The following is a 15672-nucleotide window of genomic DNA, read 5'->3' as shown; positions in this document are numbered from 1 at the left end:
CGGCCGCAGCGCCATCCGGACCACCACCGGCTTGTGATCTGGGTCGCCCATAAGGGATGCCGGTGGGAGCAGTCAAGTAGGCGATACCTACCCTGAACGACGTGAATCCGACCGATCTGGCCACCTCCGGCCCGATCCTGCTCGCGACCGCGGTGGCGGTCCTGGCCGGTGCGATCTCGTTCGCCTCGCCGTGCGTGGTCCCGCTCGTGCCCGGCTACCTCGCGTACCTCGCGGGGCTGGTGGGCGCGGAAGCGCCGGCGGTCCAGGACGACGAGGCGCGCAAGAGCGGCCGCTGGCGGGTCGCGGGCGCCGCCCTGCTGTTCGTGCTCGGCTTCACGATCGTGTTCGCGCTGATGTCGTTCGTGGTGCTCGGGCTGACCGACCTGTTCTGGGTCCAGGGCGACCTGCTCCTGCGCGTCGGCGGCGTCATCACGATCGCCATGGGACTGGTGTTCATCGGGCTCGTCCCCGGCCTCCAGCGGGACATCCGCCTGCACCGCACGCCGCGCGCCGGCCTGCTCGGCGCGCCCCTGCTCGGCGGGGTGTTCGCGCTCGGCTGGACGCCGTGCCTCGGCCCGACGCTGACGGGCGTGCTGGCGTTGACCCGCAGCACCGAGGTCGGCTCGGTCACCGCCCGCGGCGGGGTCCTCGTCCTCGCCTACTGCCTCGGCCTCGGCCTGCCGTTCATCCTGATCGCGCTCGGCGCGCGCTGGGCGGTCCGCACGACCGGCTGGCTGCGCTCGCACGTCCGCCAGGTGCAGGTGTTCGGCGGTGTGCTGCTGATGGCCGTCGGCGTTGCCCTGGTCACCGGCCTGTGGGGCGACTTCGTCGCCTGGCTGCGCGACGCCGTCGTCAACGACCTGAAACTGCCGTTGTAGTGCGCGCCCTCCTCGCCTTCCTGCGCAACACGTGGCGCGGCCTGACGGCCATGCGCACCGCGTTGACCCTGCTCTTCCTGCTCGCCCTCGGCGCGATGCCGGGCGCGTTGCTGCCGCAGCGCTCGCTGAACTCCTTCAAGGTCGACGAGTACATCGCCGACAAGGGCTGGTGGGGCCGGCTCCTGGACCGGCTGCAGTTCTTCGACGTCTACGCGAGCTTCTGGTTCTCCGCGATCTACGTGCTGCTGTTCGCGTCCCTGGTGGGCTGCCTGCTGCCGCGCACGTGGGAGTACTTCAAGCAGATGCGGGCCAAGCCGGTGCTCACGCCGCGCAACCTGGCCCGCATGCCGCACCACGCCTCGGCCGACACGACCTCGTCGCCCCAGGCCGTCATCGAGCACGCCGAACGCCGGCTCAAGGGCTGGCGGACCGTCACCCGCGACGAGCCGGACGGCGCCCGCACGATCAGCGCCGAACGCGGGTTCCTCCGCGAGACCGGCAACCTGGTGTTCCACTTCTCCCTGCTGGGCCTGCTGGTCGCGTTCGCGCTGGGCAAGATGTTCGGCTACGAGGGCCAGGTCATCGTGCAGGCGAACGGCGGCCAGTTCTGCAACTCGGGCGTCTACAACTACGACACGTTCCGCCCCGGCCTGCGCGTGGACGGCACGCAGCTCAACCAGTTCTGCGTGCGGGTCGACGACTTCGACGCCACGTTCCTGCACAACGGCCAGGCGGAGAGCTTCCGCGCGGACATCCACTACCAGTCCGGCGCGGACCTGGAGACCGGGACCTGGCGGCCGTACCCGCTGGAGGTCAACAGCCCGCTGCGCACCGCGGGCGACCGGCTCTACCTCCTCGGCCACGGCTACACGCCGCTGTTCACGGTGACGTTCCCCAACGGCGAGACCCGCACCGGCGCGACCCAGTGGCGCCCGGTGAACCAGGTCACGCTCGCCTCGGAGGGCGCGACGAAGTTCGACCCGCCGAACGTGCCGGACGCCGAGCAGCGCCGCAAGAGCCAGCTCGCGATCACCGGCCTGCTCGCGCCGACCGCCGTCTTCCAGGGCGAGCTGCTCGACTCCGCGTTCCCCGCCGCGAACGACCCGGCGGTCGCGATCGACGTCTACCGCGGCGACCTCGGCACCGACTCCGGTCGCGGCCAGTCCATCTTCTCCATCGACCAGAAGATGGTGCAGGACGGCAAGCTGACCAAGGTCGCCCGGCAGAACCTCGAGCAGGGCGAGGAGCTGACGCTCGACGACGGCACCGTGATCCGCTTCGACGGCGTCCGCGACTGGGTGTCGTTGCAGGTGTCCCACGACCCCACCCAGGTGTGGGTGCTCGTGTTCTCGGTGCTGGTCATCCTGGGTCTGGCCGTCTCGCTGAGCATCAAGCGCCGCCGCGTCTGGGTGCGGGCCGCACCGCGGGAGGACGGGCGTACCGTTGTCGAGGTCGGCGGCCTCGCGCGCACTGATCAAGCCGGGTACGGCGAGGAGTTCACGGTGCTGGCCCGTGATCTGGCAATCCCCCGCGACCTGCTCGCTCACAAGGAGGAGAGCTGATGCCGGTCAACACGGCGCTGGCGACCTACAGCGACTGGACCTACGGCGCGGCCGTGGCGATCTACTTCCTCGCCGCCGTGCTGTACCTGTGCGAGGCGGCGTTCGCCCGGCCTGCCAAGACCCGCGAACTCGCCGGAGCCGTCGTGTCGGGCGGCACGCAGGCCGACGGCACGTGGACGCCTGGCCGGGTCACCAAGCCGGAGCGGTCCCGCGCCGAACGCCTCGGCCGCATGGGCGTGGCGCTGACCGTCCTCGGCGCGCTGCTGCAGGCCTCCTCCCTGGTGCTGCGCGGGTTCGCGACCGAGCGCGCGCCGTGGGGCAACATGTACGAGTACGGCTCGCTGCTCACGCTGGCCGCCGTCGTGACGTGGCTCGTGCTGTCGCGCACGTTCGACGTCCGCAAGCTCGGCGGCTTCGTGCTCGTGCCGATCGTGATCCTGATGTTCCTCGGCGGCACGGTGCTCTACGCCGACGCCGCGCCCGTGCAGCCCGCGTTGCAGTCGTACTGGCTCGTGGTGCACGTGTCGGTGATCTCGGTGTCCAGCGGCGTGCTGCTGGTGCCCGGCGTGGCCAGCGTGCTGTACCTGCTGAAGACCTCCGGCCGCGCGCGGTTCACCAGGCTGCCCGACGCCGAGGTGCTCGACCGGCTCGCCTACCGCAGCACGGTGTTCGCGTTCCCGCTGTTCACCATCGGCATCATCTGCGGCGCGATCTGGGCCGAGGCGGCGTGGGGCCGGTTCTGGGGCTGGGACCCGAAGGAGACCGTGGCGTTCGTCTCGTGGGTCGTCTTCGCGGCGTACCTGCACGCGCGGGCGACGGCGGGGTGGCGCGGCCGTCCCGCCGCGTGGATCAACTCGCTCGGCTTCGCGCTGACCGTGTTCAACCTGTTCTTCATCAACCTCGTAACGACTGGGATGCACTCGTACGCGGGCGTCGGCTGATGCCGTAGACCACGTGTAACGCGGTGTCCGCGGACCCGTTCGCGAGGCTCGGGTGAGCGAGCACCCAGTGTCGTGGAACCACTGGTGGCCGACTACCGTCGGACGCGTGGGGTCGGGGAGGTCTCGATCCGCTTCGCTCAGGGAGGACCCCAGCGGTGACCGGTCGCTACGAGAATCCTGAGCCGTCGTGGCAGCAGCCGGCCGGAGCGGACGGGCAGCAGCCCAACCCGAACCAGTCGGGCGGCCACCAGGTCGAGCCGGGATCGGGTGCCCACTACGTCGACCCCCAGACCGTCTACCTCGACCCGGCGCAGTCCGGCCCGGTGACCGGCCCCCCGTCGGGCGGGTTCCCGGCGCAGGGCCACCCGTCCGGCCCGTACCCGGCGCAGGGCCAGCAGTCGGGCCCGTACCCGGTGTCGGGTCAGCAGTCGGGCCCGTACCCGGTGTCGGGTCAGCAGTCCGGGCCGTACCAGGTCTCCGGGCAGCAGTCCGGCGCCTACCCGGTCCACGGCGGCCCGTCGGGCCCGTACCCGGTGTCGGGCGGCCAGTCGGGCGCCTACCAGGTCTCCGGCGGCCAGTCCGGCCCGTACCCCGGCCAGCCGGGACCGCACCAGTACCAGGGCGGGTTCCCCAACAACTTCCCGCAGAGCGTCCAGCCGCAGCAGCCGCAACCCCAGCGGGCGGCCAACGCCAGCGACGTGTCCTCGCAGCAGCTGATCAAGCGCGCGAAGCGCCCGCCGCAGTCCGGCTGGCGCAAGACCGTGCACTCGGTCACCGGCGGTCTGGTCAACCTCGGCGAGAGCCCCGCGGACATCCGCAGGCGTGAGCTGATCGGCCGGATCAACCAGCCGCTGCGCGGTTGCTACAAGATCGCCATGCTCAGCCTCAAGGGCGGCGTCGGCAAGACCACGACGACGACCACGCTCGGCTCGACGTTCTCCTCGCTGCGCGGCGACCGGGTCATCGCGGTGGACGCCAACCCCGACCGCGGCACGCTGGCGCTGAAGGTGCCCAGGGAGACCACGGCGACCGTGCGGCACCTGCTGCGCGACGCCTCGAAGATCACCCGGTACAGCGACGTGCGCGCGTACACCTCGCAGTCGCCCAGCCGGCTCGAGGTGCTGGCTTCGGAGCAGGACCCGGCGGTGTCGGAGGCGTTCAGCGACCTCGACTACCTGCGCACGATGGGGCTGCTGGAGCTGTTCTACAACATCGTGCTCACCGACTGCGGCACCGGCTTGATGCACTCGGCCATGAAGGGCGTGCTCGACCAGGCCGACTCGCTGGTGCTGGTGTCCTCGGGCTCGGTGGACGGCGCGCAGACCTCGGCGGCGACGCTGGACTGGCTGGACGCCCACGGCTACCGCGACCTGGTCGCGAAGTCCGTCGCGGTGATCAACTCGGTGCGGCCGGGCTCGGGCAAGGTCGACCTGGACAAGCTGGCCGCGCACTTCGCCCAGCGCTGCCGCGCCGTGGTGCGGATCCCGTTCGACACGCACCTGGAAGAGGGCGCGGAGATCGAGCTGGACAAGCTCGCCCCGGACACCCGGCTCGCGCTGCTGGAACTCGCCGCCACCGTGGCCGACGACTTCCCGAACAACTGACGCGACGAGCGACCGACACGACGAGGGGGCCTCGTGCGAGGCCCCGCCGTTGTCACTCTTCGTCGTCCGGCTTCTTCTTGCGCTGCTCACCGAGCTTGCGCAGGAAGTCCGGGTCGTCGTCCGGCGCCACGATCCGACGACTGGGGGCGGTATCGACCCGGTTCGGCCCGAACGCACGCCACAGCAGCACGGCGATGGTGAGCGCACCGATCACCGCGAGCAGGTAGAGCATGGTCGCCACCTCCTTTGCCACGAGATTACCCGTGTCGCGGAGGTGGGCGTCGTCAGTGCCGAACCGGTTCCGTCGCTTCGGTGGTCAGCTGGGACAACAGCTGCTGCACCTCGGACTCGCGGAACCTCCGGTGCCCACCCGGCGTGCGGATCGACCCGATCCGACCGGCGGTGGCCCAGCGGGTGACCGTCTTCGGGTCGACCCGGAACAGGTTCGCGACCTCACCCGGTGTCAGCAGGCGTTCCCCCTGGTGTCCCTGCGTCACGGTCACGGCATCCTCCCCGATGGCGAACAGACGTACCGGACGCATCGTGGCACTCCACCCGTCGGGTACTCGAACGCTTGGGTGATGGTAAAGAGGTAGTAAGGGACGAAGCGCGCGGTTCGGACATCGAGGTCGGTGGGCCTACGCTGTGACCGGTGGACGCTCTTGATCGACAGATCATCGCCGCCCTGCGGGAGAACGGCCGGGCCACCTACGCGGACCTGGGGCGCAAGGTGGGCCTCTCGGCCTCCGCGGTGCACGAACGGGTCGGCAAGCTGGAAGCCACCGGCGTGATCGTCGGCTACCACGCCGTGGTCGACCCGAGCGCCGTCGGCCTCGGCGTGACCGCGCTGGTCAGCATCCACCCCACCGACACCGCGGACGACGACGAGCTGGCCGTCGCGCTGGCCGAGCTGGTCGAGGTCGAGTCGTGCTACCGGGTGGCGGGCGACGAGTCCTTCATCGTGAAGGTGCGGGTCGCCACGGTGGACGACCTGGAACGCTCGCTCGGCCGGTTGCGGCGCATCCAGGGCGTCGCGCGCACGCGCACCACGGTCGTGCTGTCCACCCGGTTCGAGGGCCGTCCGAACACCGCGGCAGCCGGTCCCGCGGACGACGCGTAACCTGGGTAACCGTGCACCTGGGTCGTGATGTGACGCTCTACGTCGGCGCGCGCCTCGGCATGGTCGCCGCGGTCACCGCGCTGCTCGTGCTCGTCAACGTGCCGTTGCTGGTCGCGCTCGCCGTGGGCGTGGTGGTGGCGCTGCCGCTGTCGCTGTTCGTGTTCAGCGGGCTGCGCAAGCGGGTCGCGCAGGGCCTCGAGGAGAAGCAGGCGGTGCGCCGCGCCGAACGCGAGAAGCTGCGCGCCCAGTTGCGCGGCGACGCGGCCTAGCGCCTCACACCACCAGCAGGATCGCCCCGCCGAGGTTGGCCAGCACCATCACGGCGAGCACCGCGCCGATGTTCGTGCTCTCGCGCAGCCGCAGGGCCAGCGCCAACGGGCCGATCGGCAGCAGGACCGGCTTGCGCTCCCGGTTCGCGATGCGGAACGCGCCGAACGCCACGCCGAGCGGGTTCAGGCCCAGCTCCCGCGCGCCCGCCACGTCGGCGCGCCACTGCTCCAGGTAACGGTCCCTCTGCCCGCGCGGCAGCAGCACAGCGGCGGCTGCGACCACGGTCAGTGCGAGTCGGGTCGTGAGTCTGCTCATCGGGCGACCTCCGGTCGGGTGACGGGCACGGGCTTGGACTTCCTCTGCCGGCCGGCGGCCTTCGCGCACACCTTGACCGCCTCCTGGGCGCCTCCGGGCGTGAGCACGTACATCCGGCGGCGCGGGCCACGGCGTTCGCTGTCGTCGTCCCAGGCCGAGGTGACCCACCCGGCCCGTTCGAGCCGGTCGAGCAGCGGGTAGACGCTGCCGGACGGGCGTCCGGTCAGCTTGATGATCTCCAGGCCCCAGCGCGGCTGGTCGCTCTTGAGCAGCACTTCCAGCACGTCCACCGTGGCCCCTCCGATGCGTCCGAGCGGTTCCACGGGGCAAGCCTACCTATGTAGATTAAGGGTTGTCCACAACCTCCGGCACACCGGTGCGGGCTCGTCCTCAACGGTCCGGCTCGGCGGCGAATCGGCACGGGATCTCCGCCGCGAATTGGCACGGTCCCCCGGCCGCGCCGTGCCTACTGTTCGATCCGTGCAACGACGATTCCTCGGACGTACCGGGCTCGAGGTCAGCGAGCTCGCGCTCGGCACCATGACCTTCGGCGACCAGACCGACGAGCCGACCGCCCACCGGATCCTCGACGAGTTCACCGCCGCCGGCGGCACCTTCATCGACACCGCCGACACCTACCGGTTCGGCGGTTCGGAGCAGATCATCGGCAGCTGGCTGAGCTCGCACAACCGCGACGACCTGGTGATCGCGTCCAAGGCCTACGGGGAGATGGCCGCCGGCGCACCGGTGAACGGCGCCGGCCGCAAGCACCTGGTGCGGGCCGTCGAGGCGAGCCTCGAACGGCTCGGCACCGACTACCTCGACCTGTACCAGATCCACGTCTTCGACGACGCCACACCGATCGAGGAGACGCTGTCCACCCTCGACCGACTGGTCGGCAGCGGCAAGGTGCGATTCGTCGGCGCCAGCAACTACACCGGGTGGCAGTTGCAGAAGTCGATCGACCTCGCCCGTCACCACGGCTGGGAGCCGTTCGTCAGCCTGCAACCGCTCTACAACCTGCTCGAACGCGACGTGGAGCTCGAACTGCTGCCGATCTGCCGCAACGAGGGCCTCGGCCTGATCCCGTGGAGCCCGCTCGGCGGCGGCCGGCTGACCGGCAAGTACACCCGGGAGATGACCGAGGCCCCGGCCGGCACCAGGCTGGCCGATCGGCGGCAGTCGCCGCAGGACGACGCGACCGACTTCACCTGGCAGGTCGTGGAGGCGGTCTCGGCCGTCGCCGCCGAGGTCGGGAGGACGCCGTCCCAGGTCGCCCTGCGCTGGCTGCTCGAACAGCCCGGTGTGACCGGCCCGATCATCGGGGTCCGGACGCCGGACCAGCTCCGGGACAACCTCGGCGCCACCGACTGGTCGCTCGACGAGGCCCAGTTGGCGCGCCTGACCGAGGTCAGCAGCCGGCCGTTGCCCTACCCGTACGCCTTGCAGCGCCTTCCCCGGTTCGTGCGCCGGCCGTCCTGATCGGATCGCGCCGGTCCGGTGCGTCCGCGGCGGGCCGTCCGGTCACCGCGCGAACACGGCCGCCGCGTCGTCGGCCAGGCGCTCGACCACGTCGCGCAGCTCCAGCGCCTCCAACCAGTGCTCGGGGATGGCTTCGACGCCGTCCCGCGCGCCGAGCAGGTTCCCGCACAGCGCGCCGGTCGAGTCGCTGTCCCCGGAGTGGTTGACGGCGAGCAGCAGCCCGTCGGCCAGGTCGCGCGCGGCCAACGCGGTCAGCACCGCGATCGCCAGCGCCTCCTCGCCGACCCACCCGCCGCCCAACGCCGTCTCGATCACCTCGGGCGTCGGCCGCACGCCGCCGACGCCCAGCTCGACGGCCAGGTCGAGCAGGGCCAGCTGCTCCTCGTGGCCGTCCCACCTGATCAGCTCGGCGCGGCCCACCTCGATCGCCGACGGCAGCGGCACGCCCGCCAGCACCTGCTGCACCAGCACGGCCAGCACGCCCGCGGACAGGTAGCCGCTGGGGTGGCCGTGGGTCAGCGCGCCGGTCGCGGCGGCCAGCTCGAACACCTCGCGCACGTCGTCGGACCACAACGCGACCGGCGCCGCCCGCATCACCGCGCCGCAGCCCTTGGAGTCGTTGATCGGCGCGTCCACCGTGCCGAGCACGCCCGAGCGCAACGCGGTCAGGCACGTGTTGCCGGGCGCGCGCCGGTCGTGCAGCTCGGGCACGTCCAGCAGCCACCCGTCCGGTCTGACCTCCGGGCCGCCCTGCGTCCGCAGCCACCGCGCGTACGCCACGCGCACCTCGTGCACCGGGTCGCTGCCGCGCTTGCGGGCCAGCAGCAGGCCTTCCAGCGTGAACAGGGTCATCTGCGTGTCGTCGGTGATCGCGCCGAGCCGGCCGTAGGCGGGCGCGTAGTCGGTGAGGCCCGACGGGCCGAACCGGCCCCGGATGCGGTCGATCCGGTCGAACTCGATCGAACCGCCGAGCGCGTCGCCGACCGCGCCGGCGAGGAGGCTGCCGCGGAGTGGGCCGATCGGAAGTGAGGTCACGTCGCAGAAGTTATCGTGCCGGCGTGACGACTTCGGTAGACCGATGTAGCTCCCGGACCAGGGAATGGGTGTGCGAGGCCGTCCGCATCATCGAAGCGGACGCCAACCGCAGCGCCGACACGCACCTGCTGCACTTCCCCCTCCCACCGGAGTGGGGCATCGACCTGTACTTGAAGGACGAGTCGACCCACCCCACCGGCTCGCTCAAGCACCGGCTCGCGCGCTCGCTGTTCCTGTACGCGATCTGCAACGGCTGGGTGGTCGGCGGCACGCCCGTGATCGAGGCGTCGTCCGGCTCCACGGCGGTGTCGGAGGCGTACTTCGCGCGCCTGCTCGGGTTGCCGTTCATCGCGGTGATGCCCCGTTCCACCAGCCAGGAGAAGGTGGCGCTGATCGAGCGCCAGGGCGGGCGGTGCCACTTCGTCGACGAGCCGGGCGCGATCTACGACGAGTCCCGGCGGCTCGCGGCCGAGCTGGGCGGGCACTTCATGGACCAGTTCACGCACGCCGAGCGGGCGACGGACTGGCGCGGCAACAACAACATCGCCGAGTCGGTGTTCCAGCAGATGGCGCTGGAGTCCGCGCCCGAGCCGGAGTGGGTCGTGGTGGGTGCGGGCACGGGCGGCACGAGCGCCACCATCGGCCGCTACATCCACTACCGGAAGCTGCGGACGCGGCTGGCGGTGGTGGACCCGGAGCACTCGGTGTTCTTCGACGCCTGGCGTGACGGGAGCCCGTCGTTGACCGGGACGCGCGGCTCGCGCATCGAGGGCATCGGGCGACCACGCGTGGAGCCGTCGTTCATCGGCACCGTGATCGACCGGATGATCAAGGTGCCGGACGCGGCGTCGGTGGCGACGATCCGGCACGTCGAGGACGTGCTCGGGCGGCGCGTGGGCGGGTCGACCGGCACGAACCTGTGGGGCGCGTTCCAGCTGATCGCCGAGATGCGGGCGTCGCGGCTGCGCGGGAGCGTCGTGACGTTGCTGTGCGACGGCGGCGAGCGCTACGCGCACACCTACTACGACGACGAGTGGGTGGCCGCCCAGGGCATGGACCTGGAGCCGCACCTGGCCACGTTGGAGAGGTTCCGCTCGACCGGTATGTGGAGCCGGTGATTCTTGCTTTCATGGGAACGCGCGGCGCGTGCCGTGCGTCGCAGCGGGGATCGGCGCGTGGGAAGGGGTGTGCGGTGAGCGCGTGGCGGACGGCGGAGGTGCTCACGGCGGAGGACGTGCTGGCCAGGTCCGTCGCCGATGCGGACAAGGCGATGCGCGAGGCGGCGAAGCTGCGGTACCCGCAGCGCGAGCCCTCGGCCGACGACGTGCGCCGGGTGATGCAGTACGCGAAGTCGAACGCGGCGACGCCCGAACTGCAGGCGTTGCAGCGCAGGATCGCGGGCGGCTACCTGAGCTGGCGCCAGGTGCTCATGGGCGAGGCCGCCGACGACCGCGGCGTGAAGGCGGCGCTGGAGGCGGACCGCGAAGCCCTGGCGGCCCTGTGCCGCGGCGAGGAACCGCGCGTCGAACCACCGAAGCCCAAGCCGCGTGACGACGACGAGCCGATGACGTTCACCGAGGACGCCTGGTGACGAGGTCCTCGTCGGTGATCGGGCGGACCGCTCGGCACGGCGTCCCGACCGCGACCACCATGGGCGGGATGTCCCGGCTGACCACGCTGCCGGCGCCGATGACCGCCCCGTAGCCGATCCGGACACCCGGCAGCACGACGACGTTGCTGCCGATCCACACCTTGTCCTCGATGACGATCGGTTCCGAGAACCGCGCGAAGTCGACGCGCCGGTGCGGGTGGACGGGGTGCCCCGTCGTGGTCAGCGTCACGCTCGGGGCGATCATGACCCCGTCCCCGACGCGGATGTCGACGTCGTCGACGAACGCGAGGTTGACGTTGCCGAAGAAGTCGTCGCCGATGTGGACGTTGCTCCCGAAGCCGGCGCTGAACGGCGGGAGCAGCACGGTGCGCTCGCCGACCGAACCGAGGATCGCGACGAGCAGCGACCTCCGCTTGTCCGCGTCGCCCGGCGGGGTGTGGTTGTACTCGAAGATCAGGTCGGTCCGTCGCCGCGGAGCCTGGAACGCGGCCTCGGACTCGGTGTAGACCAGGCCCCGCCGGATCCGGTCCAGGACCTCCTGCTCGTCACTGCCCGACACGTCAGCGCCCCCTTCCCCGGATCAGCCGAGCACCAACGCGACCGGCACGGCGATGCCCCACACCAGCATGGCCAGGCCCGTGTCGCGCAGCACGGGGATCAGGTCGCGGCCCTTGCTGCCGTTCAGCACCCGTCGCGCGCCCAGCACGACGAGCGGCAGGGCCAGGAAGCCGATCAGGGCCAGCGGCACGCGCAAGCCGATCGCCAGCGTGATCAGGAACGGGATCGAGACCAGGGCCAGGTAGAGCCTGCGGGAGTCGCGGTCGCCCAGGGTGGACGCCAGCGTCCGCTTGCCCGCCTGGATGTCGGTCGGGATGTCGCGCAGGCTGTTCGCGATCATCACGCCGGTCGAGAACGCGCCCATCGCGACCGCGCCGCCGATGCCGATGCCGGTGACCTCGCCGGTCTGCACGTACAGCGTGCCGAGCACCGCTGCCGGCCCGAAGAACAGGAACACGGCCAGCTCGCCGAGGCCCGAGTACCCGTACGGCTTGCGGCCACCGGTGTAGAACCACGCCGCCGCGATGCACACCGCGCCGAACGCCACCATCCAGTACCGGCCCGACAGCACCACCAGCACCAGGCCCGCCACCGCGGCCACGCCCAGCGCCGCGAACGCCGCCGTGCGCACCGCCCGCGGGTCGGCCGCACCCGACCCGACCAGCCGGAACGGGCCGACGCGGTTCGCGTCCGTCCCCCGGATGCCGTCGGAGTAGTCGTTGGCGTAGTTCACGCCGACCTGCAACGCCACCGCCACCACGAGCGCCAGCGCCGCCCGGGTCAGGTCGAAGCCGTCGATGTGGTGCGCGGCGCCCGCGCCGACGAGCACCGGCGCGATCGAGTTCGGCAGCGTGCGGGGGCGGGTCCCCGATACCCACTGGGCGACTGTGGCCATGCCGGACATCCTCCGACATGGTGAACGGGGACCCGCTCCCGGGTGGTCGCGTGATCAGCAGGCGGTGGCGCCCGACACGCCCGACACGTACGCCCGGGCGATGAACTTGCCCGCCGCGATCCGGAACCAGATGTTCGACGTGCCCTGCGAGCCCGTCACCGACTGGCCGGTGACCTGGCACTCGACCCGCACCTGCGCGTAGTTCGCGGCCAAGCCGACCTGGGAGGCCGTCGAGGTCGCGCCGCTGCGCACGTTCAGCGGGTCGCCCGCGGTGCGGACGAAGCCCGCCGGGCCCGAACCGGTCCACTGGTAGGTGACGGTGACCCACGCGTTGTCGGTCAGCTTCAGGCCGTCCCAGAACGTGCCGTCGGCCAGGTCGATGCCCGCCGGGTTGGCCACGGTGCGGCCGAACTGGTCCTTGCCGCCGTTGTAGCCGTCCTGGTACGCGGCCTGCGCCTCGGGCTTGCCCTGGGGCAGGTCCTTCCACATCTCCCGGGTGGCCGACGGGTTCCAGTAGTCGTCCTTGGTGTTCCACGGGCCGACGTCCCACACCGGCGCCCACTCGCAGCGGCCGTTCGACGCGCAGACCCGCACGCTGTACGTGCCGGTGCCCTTGGCGGACAGGCCGCGCCGCGACGGCAGGGCGACGAAGTGGTCGCGGCTGACGATCACGTGCCCGTTCGCGGTCGTGCCGCCGACCAGGCCCTCACGGGTCGCGTAGACCCGATAGGACAGGCCCGCGGCCTGCGCCCCGACCTCAGGCGCGGCGACCGTCGTGAACGCCCGCAGGTCCACCTGGCTCACCTCGGGCGAGGCCTTCTCGGCCGTCAGCGCCAACCGGACCTGCACCGCGGTGACGGAGGTCGGCAGCACGGCGGGCGCGTCGGGACGCGCCTCGACCCACTCGGTCCACTGCTCGTCGCCCACCGCGCCGCGCACGTCGACGGCGACTTCCGCGCCGGCGGGCACGCTGCTCTTCACGGTCGCGGCGACGGCGTTGACCGGCGCGTCGAACGTCCGCGGTTCGAGCTGCAGGAACCCGGTGCGGATGGCGGCCCGCGCGCTGGCGGGCGTCGGCGCGGCGCGGTCGAGCCGGACCGCGCCGTCGCGCGTCGTCACGCCGTTGTCGTCGGCATCGACTGTGGACAGATCGGCTCGCCACTCGACGTCGGACGCGGCGGCGGCGGGCGACGCGAGTCCGGCGGTCAGGACGGTGGCGACGGCGAGCGGTATCAGGTAGCGCCTGGTCATCGCAGCACTCCTCGTCCGGGTGCGCGGTGCGGTGGTGACCGCGGCAGGGCCGCGCGCCTCGGCGCTGCCGAGCCAATCGCCTGGTGTGGTTAGCTGTCAACCAACAATCTTGCTAACAAGACAGAAACTCACCCAAACGAGCTAGCGACCGCCCTCCGATCCACCTTGCCGGGCCCGCGCAACGGCAGTTCCGCCACGTACACGACCCGCTTCGGCATGGCGAACCGCCCCACCACCTCGCCGACCGCCGCGCACAGCTCGTCCGCGTCGGGCGGGTCATCCGGATCTTCCGGCACCACGGCCGCCGCCACCACCTGACCCCATTCGGGGTCGGCCAGCCCCACCACGCACGCCTCCCGCACGCCGGGCTGGGCCGTCAGCGCCCGTTCGACGCCGGCGGGCGCGATGTTCTCGCCGCCGCTGATGATCACGTCGTCGGCCCGGCCGAGCACCTCCACGGCGCCGTCGGCGCGGACGCGGCCGAGGTCGCCGGTGCGGAACCACTCGCCGAACGGCTCGCCGCCCTGGTAGCCCAGCGCCAGCACCGGGCCGCCGACCTCGATGCGGCCGTCGACCAGCCGCACGCGCACGCCGTCGAGCGGCAGCCCGTCGTAGACGCAGCCGCCGGACGTCTCGCTCATCCCGTAGGTGGTGACCACCCGGACGCCGAGCTGCCGCGAGCGTTCGAGGAGCGTCGGCGGGGTGGCCGCGCCGCCGATCAGCACCGCGTCGTACTGCCGGGCGGCGGCCAGCCCCGGGCCGTCGGTGGCGACCAGGCGGGCCAGCTGCGTCGGCACGAGGGCGGTGTAGTGGCGTCCGGGCGTGGCCAGCACCGGGCGGGACGCGACGGCGAAGTCGGCGGCGCGGAAACCGGGGGCCAGGTCCATCACGCCCGGCTCGACGCCCGCCACGACCGACCGCACGAGCACCTGGATGCCCGCGATGTGCGTGGTCGGCAGGGCGAGCAGCCACCGGCCGGGCCCGCCGAGGCGGGCGTGGGTCAGCTCGGCGGACGTGGTGAGCGCGTCCGCGCCGAGCAGCACGGTCTTCGGCTCGCCGGTGGAGCCCGACGTCGTGACCGCGAGCGCGGCTCCGGTCTCCCACCCGCGCAACGGCGGCAGGTCGCCGGGCTGTGCGGTCACCGGGCCACCGCCGGAGGTCAGCGCGGCCCGCAGCCGCTCGAGGGTGACCATCAGTAGAAGTAGGGGTAGTCGGACCAGTCCGGCGGGCGCTTCTCCAGGAAGGCGTCCCGGCCTTCCACCGCCTCGTCGGTCATGTACGCCAGGCGCGTGGTCTCGCCCGCGAAGATCTGCTGCCCGACCAGGCCGTCGTCGATCAGGTTGAACGCGTACTTCAGCATCCGCTGCGCCGTCGGCGACTTGCCGTTGATCTCCTTCGCCCACTCCAGCGCCGTCGACTCCAGCTCGGCGTGCGGCACGACCGCGTTCACCGCGCCCATCTGCCGCATGTCCTCGGCGGTGTAGGTCCGGCCGAGGAAGAAGATCTCGCGGGCGAACTTCTGGCCGACCTGCCTGGCCAGGTACGCCGAGCCGTAGCCGCCGTCGAAGCTGCCGACGTCGGCGTCGGTCTGCTTGAACTTCGCGTGCTCGGCGCTGGCCAGCGTGAGGTCGCACACCACGTGCAGGCTGTGCCCGCCGCCTGCCGCCCAGCCGGGCACGACCGCGATGACGACCTTCGGCATGAACCGGATCAGGCGCTGGCACTCCAGGATGTGCAGCCTGCCCGCGCGGGCAGGGTCGATGGTCTCCGCCGTCTCGCCCGACGCGTACCGGTAGCCGCTGCGCCCGCGGATGCGCTGGTCGCCGCCCGAGCAGAAGGCCCAGCCGCCGTCACGCGGCGACGGGCCGTTGCCGGTGAGCAGGACGCACCCGACGTCCGAGCTCATCCGGGCGTGGTCCAGCGCGCGGTACAGCTCGTCGACCGTGTGGGGCCGGAACGCGTTGCGCACCTCGGGCCGGTCGAACGCGATGCGCACCGTGCCCTGGTCGACCGCGCGGTGGTAGGTGATGTCGGTGAAGTCGAACCCCTCGACCGGCTTCCAGCGGGCGGGGTCGAACAGCTCGGAAACGTCCTGATCTGCCACGGCAGGGACAATATGCCCGCGCCGCGGCTGAGAGGGGGCCCGGTC

The 15672-nt window shown here is 71.9% G+C and carries 18 protein-coding genes and 2 pseudogenes; 9 read left to right on the top strand and 11 right to left on the bottom strand.

What is annotated here, in order from left to right:
- The first annotated feature begins 92 nt into the window (after positions 1–92).
- The 4 genes from AB0H12_RS17085 to AB0H12_RS17070 all read left to right on the top strand — a co-directional run bounded on the left by AB0H12_RS17085 (position 93) and on the right by AB0H12_RS17070 (position 4985).
- The gene (locus AB0H12_RS17085; RefSeq protein ID WP_499623819.1) at positions 93–878 is read left to right on the top strand and encodes a cytochrome c biogenesis CcdA family protein; all 786 of its coding nucleotides are present in this window, start codon (positions 93–95) and stop codon (positions 876–878) included.
- Positions 878–2440, top strand: coding sequence for a cytochrome c biogenesis protein ResB (resB, locus tag AB0H12_RS17080; protein ID WP_499623763.1), 1563 nt, complete (start codon positions 878–880; stop codon positions 2438–2440). Before AB0H12_RS17085 ends, resB begins: the two co-directional genes overlap by 1 nt.
- Positions 2440–3381, top strand: coding sequence for a c-type cytochrome biogenesis protein CcsB (gene ccsB / locus AB0H12_RS17075; protein WP_499623762.1), 942 nt, complete (start codon positions 2440–2442; stop codon positions 3379–3381). The genes resB and ccsB overlap by 1 nt, the downstream gene beginning before the upstream one ends.
- A 155-nt stretch (positions 3382–3536) precedes the next feature.
- Entirely contained in the window at positions 3537–4985 is a 1449-nt protein-coding gene (locus tag AB0H12_RS17070) for a MinD/ParA family ATP-binding protein (RefSeq protein WP_499623761.1), read from the top strand.
- Positions 4986–5037: 52 nt separating this feature from the next.
- Here the strand turns inward: AB0H12_RS17070 and AB0H12_RS17065 are convergent, their stop codons facing one another.
- On the bottom strand, positions 5038–5217 hold the full coding sequence (locus AB0H12_RS17065; protein WP_053715371.1) for a hypothetical protein: 180 nt from the start codon (positions 5215–5217) through the stop codon (positions 5038–5040).
- Between the two features lie 52 nt (positions 5218–5269).
- Positions 5270–5488, bottom strand: coding sequence for a BldC family transcriptional regulator (locus tag AB0H12_RS17060; protein ID WP_241828460.1), 219 nt, complete (start codon positions 5486–5488; stop codon positions 5270–5272).
- A gap of 149 nt (positions 5489–5637) precedes the next feature.
- Between AB0H12_RS17060 and AB0H12_RS17055 the strand changes: the two genes are divergently transcribed.
- Together AB0H12_RS17055 and AB0H12_RS17050 are read left to right on the top strand one after the other, a co-directional pair.
- Positions 5638–6105, top strand: a complete 468-nt coding sequence (locus tag AB0H12_RS17055) for an Lrp/AsnC family transcriptional regulator (protein ID WP_073886017.1) — start codon at positions 5638–5640, stop codon at positions 6103–6105.
- 11 nt (positions 6106–6116) lie between these two features.
- Positions 6117–6374 (top strand): DUF4229 domain-containing protein, encoded by a 258-nt coding sequence (locus AB0H12_RS17050; RefSeq protein ID WP_499623760.1) that lies wholly within the window; start codon positions 6117–6119, stop codon positions 6372–6374.
- Between the two features lie 4 nt (positions 6375–6378).
- On the opposite strand, the gene AB0H12_RS17045 is transcribed toward AB0H12_RS17050, so the two are convergent.
- Entirely contained in the window at positions 6379–6690 is a 312-nt protein-coding gene (locus AB0H12_RS17045) for a hypothetical protein (protein WP_499623759.1), read from the bottom strand.
- Positions 6687–7013 carry a PadR family transcriptional regulator gene (locus tag AB0H12_RS17040; RefSeq protein ID WP_499623758.1) on the bottom strand — a complete coding sequence of 109 codons (327 nt, stop codon included), beginning with the start codon at positions 7011–7013 and terminating at the stop codon, positions 6687–6689. Before AB0H12_RS17040 ends, AB0H12_RS17045 begins: the two co-directional genes overlap by 4 nt.
- 157 nt (positions 7014–7170) lie before the next feature.
- Between AB0H12_RS17040 and AB0H12_RS17035 the strand changes: the two genes are divergently transcribed.
- The gene (locus AB0H12_RS17035; protein ID WP_499623757.1) at positions 7171–8172 is read left to right on the top strand and encodes an aldo/keto reductase; all 1002 of its coding nucleotides are present in this window, start codon (positions 7171–7173) and stop codon (positions 8170–8172) included.
- Between the two features lie 42 nt (positions 8173–8214).
- Here the strand turns inward: AB0H12_RS17035 and AB0H12_RS17030 are convergent, their stop codons facing one another.
- Positions 8215–9207: an ADP-ribosylglycohydrolase family protein gene (locus AB0H12_RS17030; RefSeq protein ID WP_499623756.1), complete on the bottom strand. Its 993-nt coding sequence runs from the start codon at positions 9205–9207 to the stop codon at positions 8215–8217.
- 23 nt (positions 9208–9230) lie between these two features.
- On the opposite strand from AB0H12_RS17030, the gene cds1 reads away from it, so the two are divergent.
- Together cds1 and AB0H12_RS17020 are read left to right on the top strand one after the other, a co-directional pair.
- On the top strand, positions 9231–10325 hold the full coding sequence (gene cds1 / locus AB0H12_RS17025; protein WP_499623755.1) for an L-cysteine desulfhydrase Cds1: 1095 nt from the start codon (positions 9231–9233) through the stop codon (positions 10323–10325).
- A 74-nt stretch (positions 10326–10399) separates the two neighbouring features.
- On the top strand, positions 10400–10798 hold the full coding sequence (locus AB0H12_RS17020) for a hypothetical protein (protein WP_230566406.1): 399 nt from the start codon (positions 10400–10402) through the stop codon (positions 10796–10798).
- A 69-nt stretch (positions 10799–10867) separates the two neighbouring features.
- On the opposite strand, the pseudogene AB0H12_RS17015 reads toward AB0H12_RS17020, so the two are convergent.
- The 6 genes and pseudogenes from AB0H12_RS17015 to AB0H12_RS16990 all read right to left on the bottom strand — a co-directional run.
- A pseudogene (locus AB0H12_RS17015) lies at positions 10868–10958 on the bottom strand (antibiotic acetyltransferase); the annotation flags it as partial.
- 246 nt (positions 10959–11204) lie between these two features.
- Positions 11205–11378 (bottom strand): annotated as a pseudogene (locus tag AB0H12_RS17010) (maltose acetyltransferase domain-containing protein); the annotation flags it as partial.
- 21 nt (positions 11379–11399) lie between these two features.
- A complete protein-coding gene (locus AB0H12_RS17005; RefSeq protein WP_499623754.1) occupies positions 11400–12272 on the bottom strand; it encodes a 1,4-dihydroxy-2-naphthoate polyprenyltransferase in 873 nt (290 codons plus the stop codon).
- A gap of 54 nt (positions 12273–12326) precedes the next feature.
- Positions 12327–13523 (bottom strand): DUF8814 domain-containing protein, encoded by a 1197-nt coding sequence (locus tag AB0H12_RS17000; RefSeq protein WP_499623753.1) that lies wholly within the window; start codon positions 13521–13523, stop codon positions 12327–12329.
- Between the two features lie 128 nt (positions 13524–13651).
- Positions 13652–14716, bottom strand: a complete 1065-nt coding sequence (menE, locus tag AB0H12_RS16995) for an o-succinylbenzoate--CoA ligase (protein WP_499623752.1) — start codon at positions 14714–14716, stop codon at positions 13652–13654.
- Positions 14716–15627, bottom strand: a complete 912-nt coding sequence (locus tag AB0H12_RS16990) for a 1,4-dihydroxy-2-naphthoyl-CoA synthase (RefSeq protein ID WP_499623751.1) — start codon at positions 15625–15627, stop codon at positions 14716–14718. The genes menE and AB0H12_RS16990 overlap by 1 nt, the downstream gene beginning before the upstream one ends.
- Positions 15628–15672 lie beyond the last annotated feature (45 nt).

The sequence above is a fragment of the Actinosynnema sp. NPDC023794 genome (assembly GCF_040639675.1).
In the GTDB taxonomy this organism is placed as follows: Bacteria; Actinomycetota; Actinomycetes; order Mycobacteriales; family Pseudonocardiaceae; genus Actinosynnema; species Actinosynnema luteola.
Note: the sequence above shows the minus strand (reverse complement) of the source record. Positions and strands in the feature narration are given on the sequence as shown.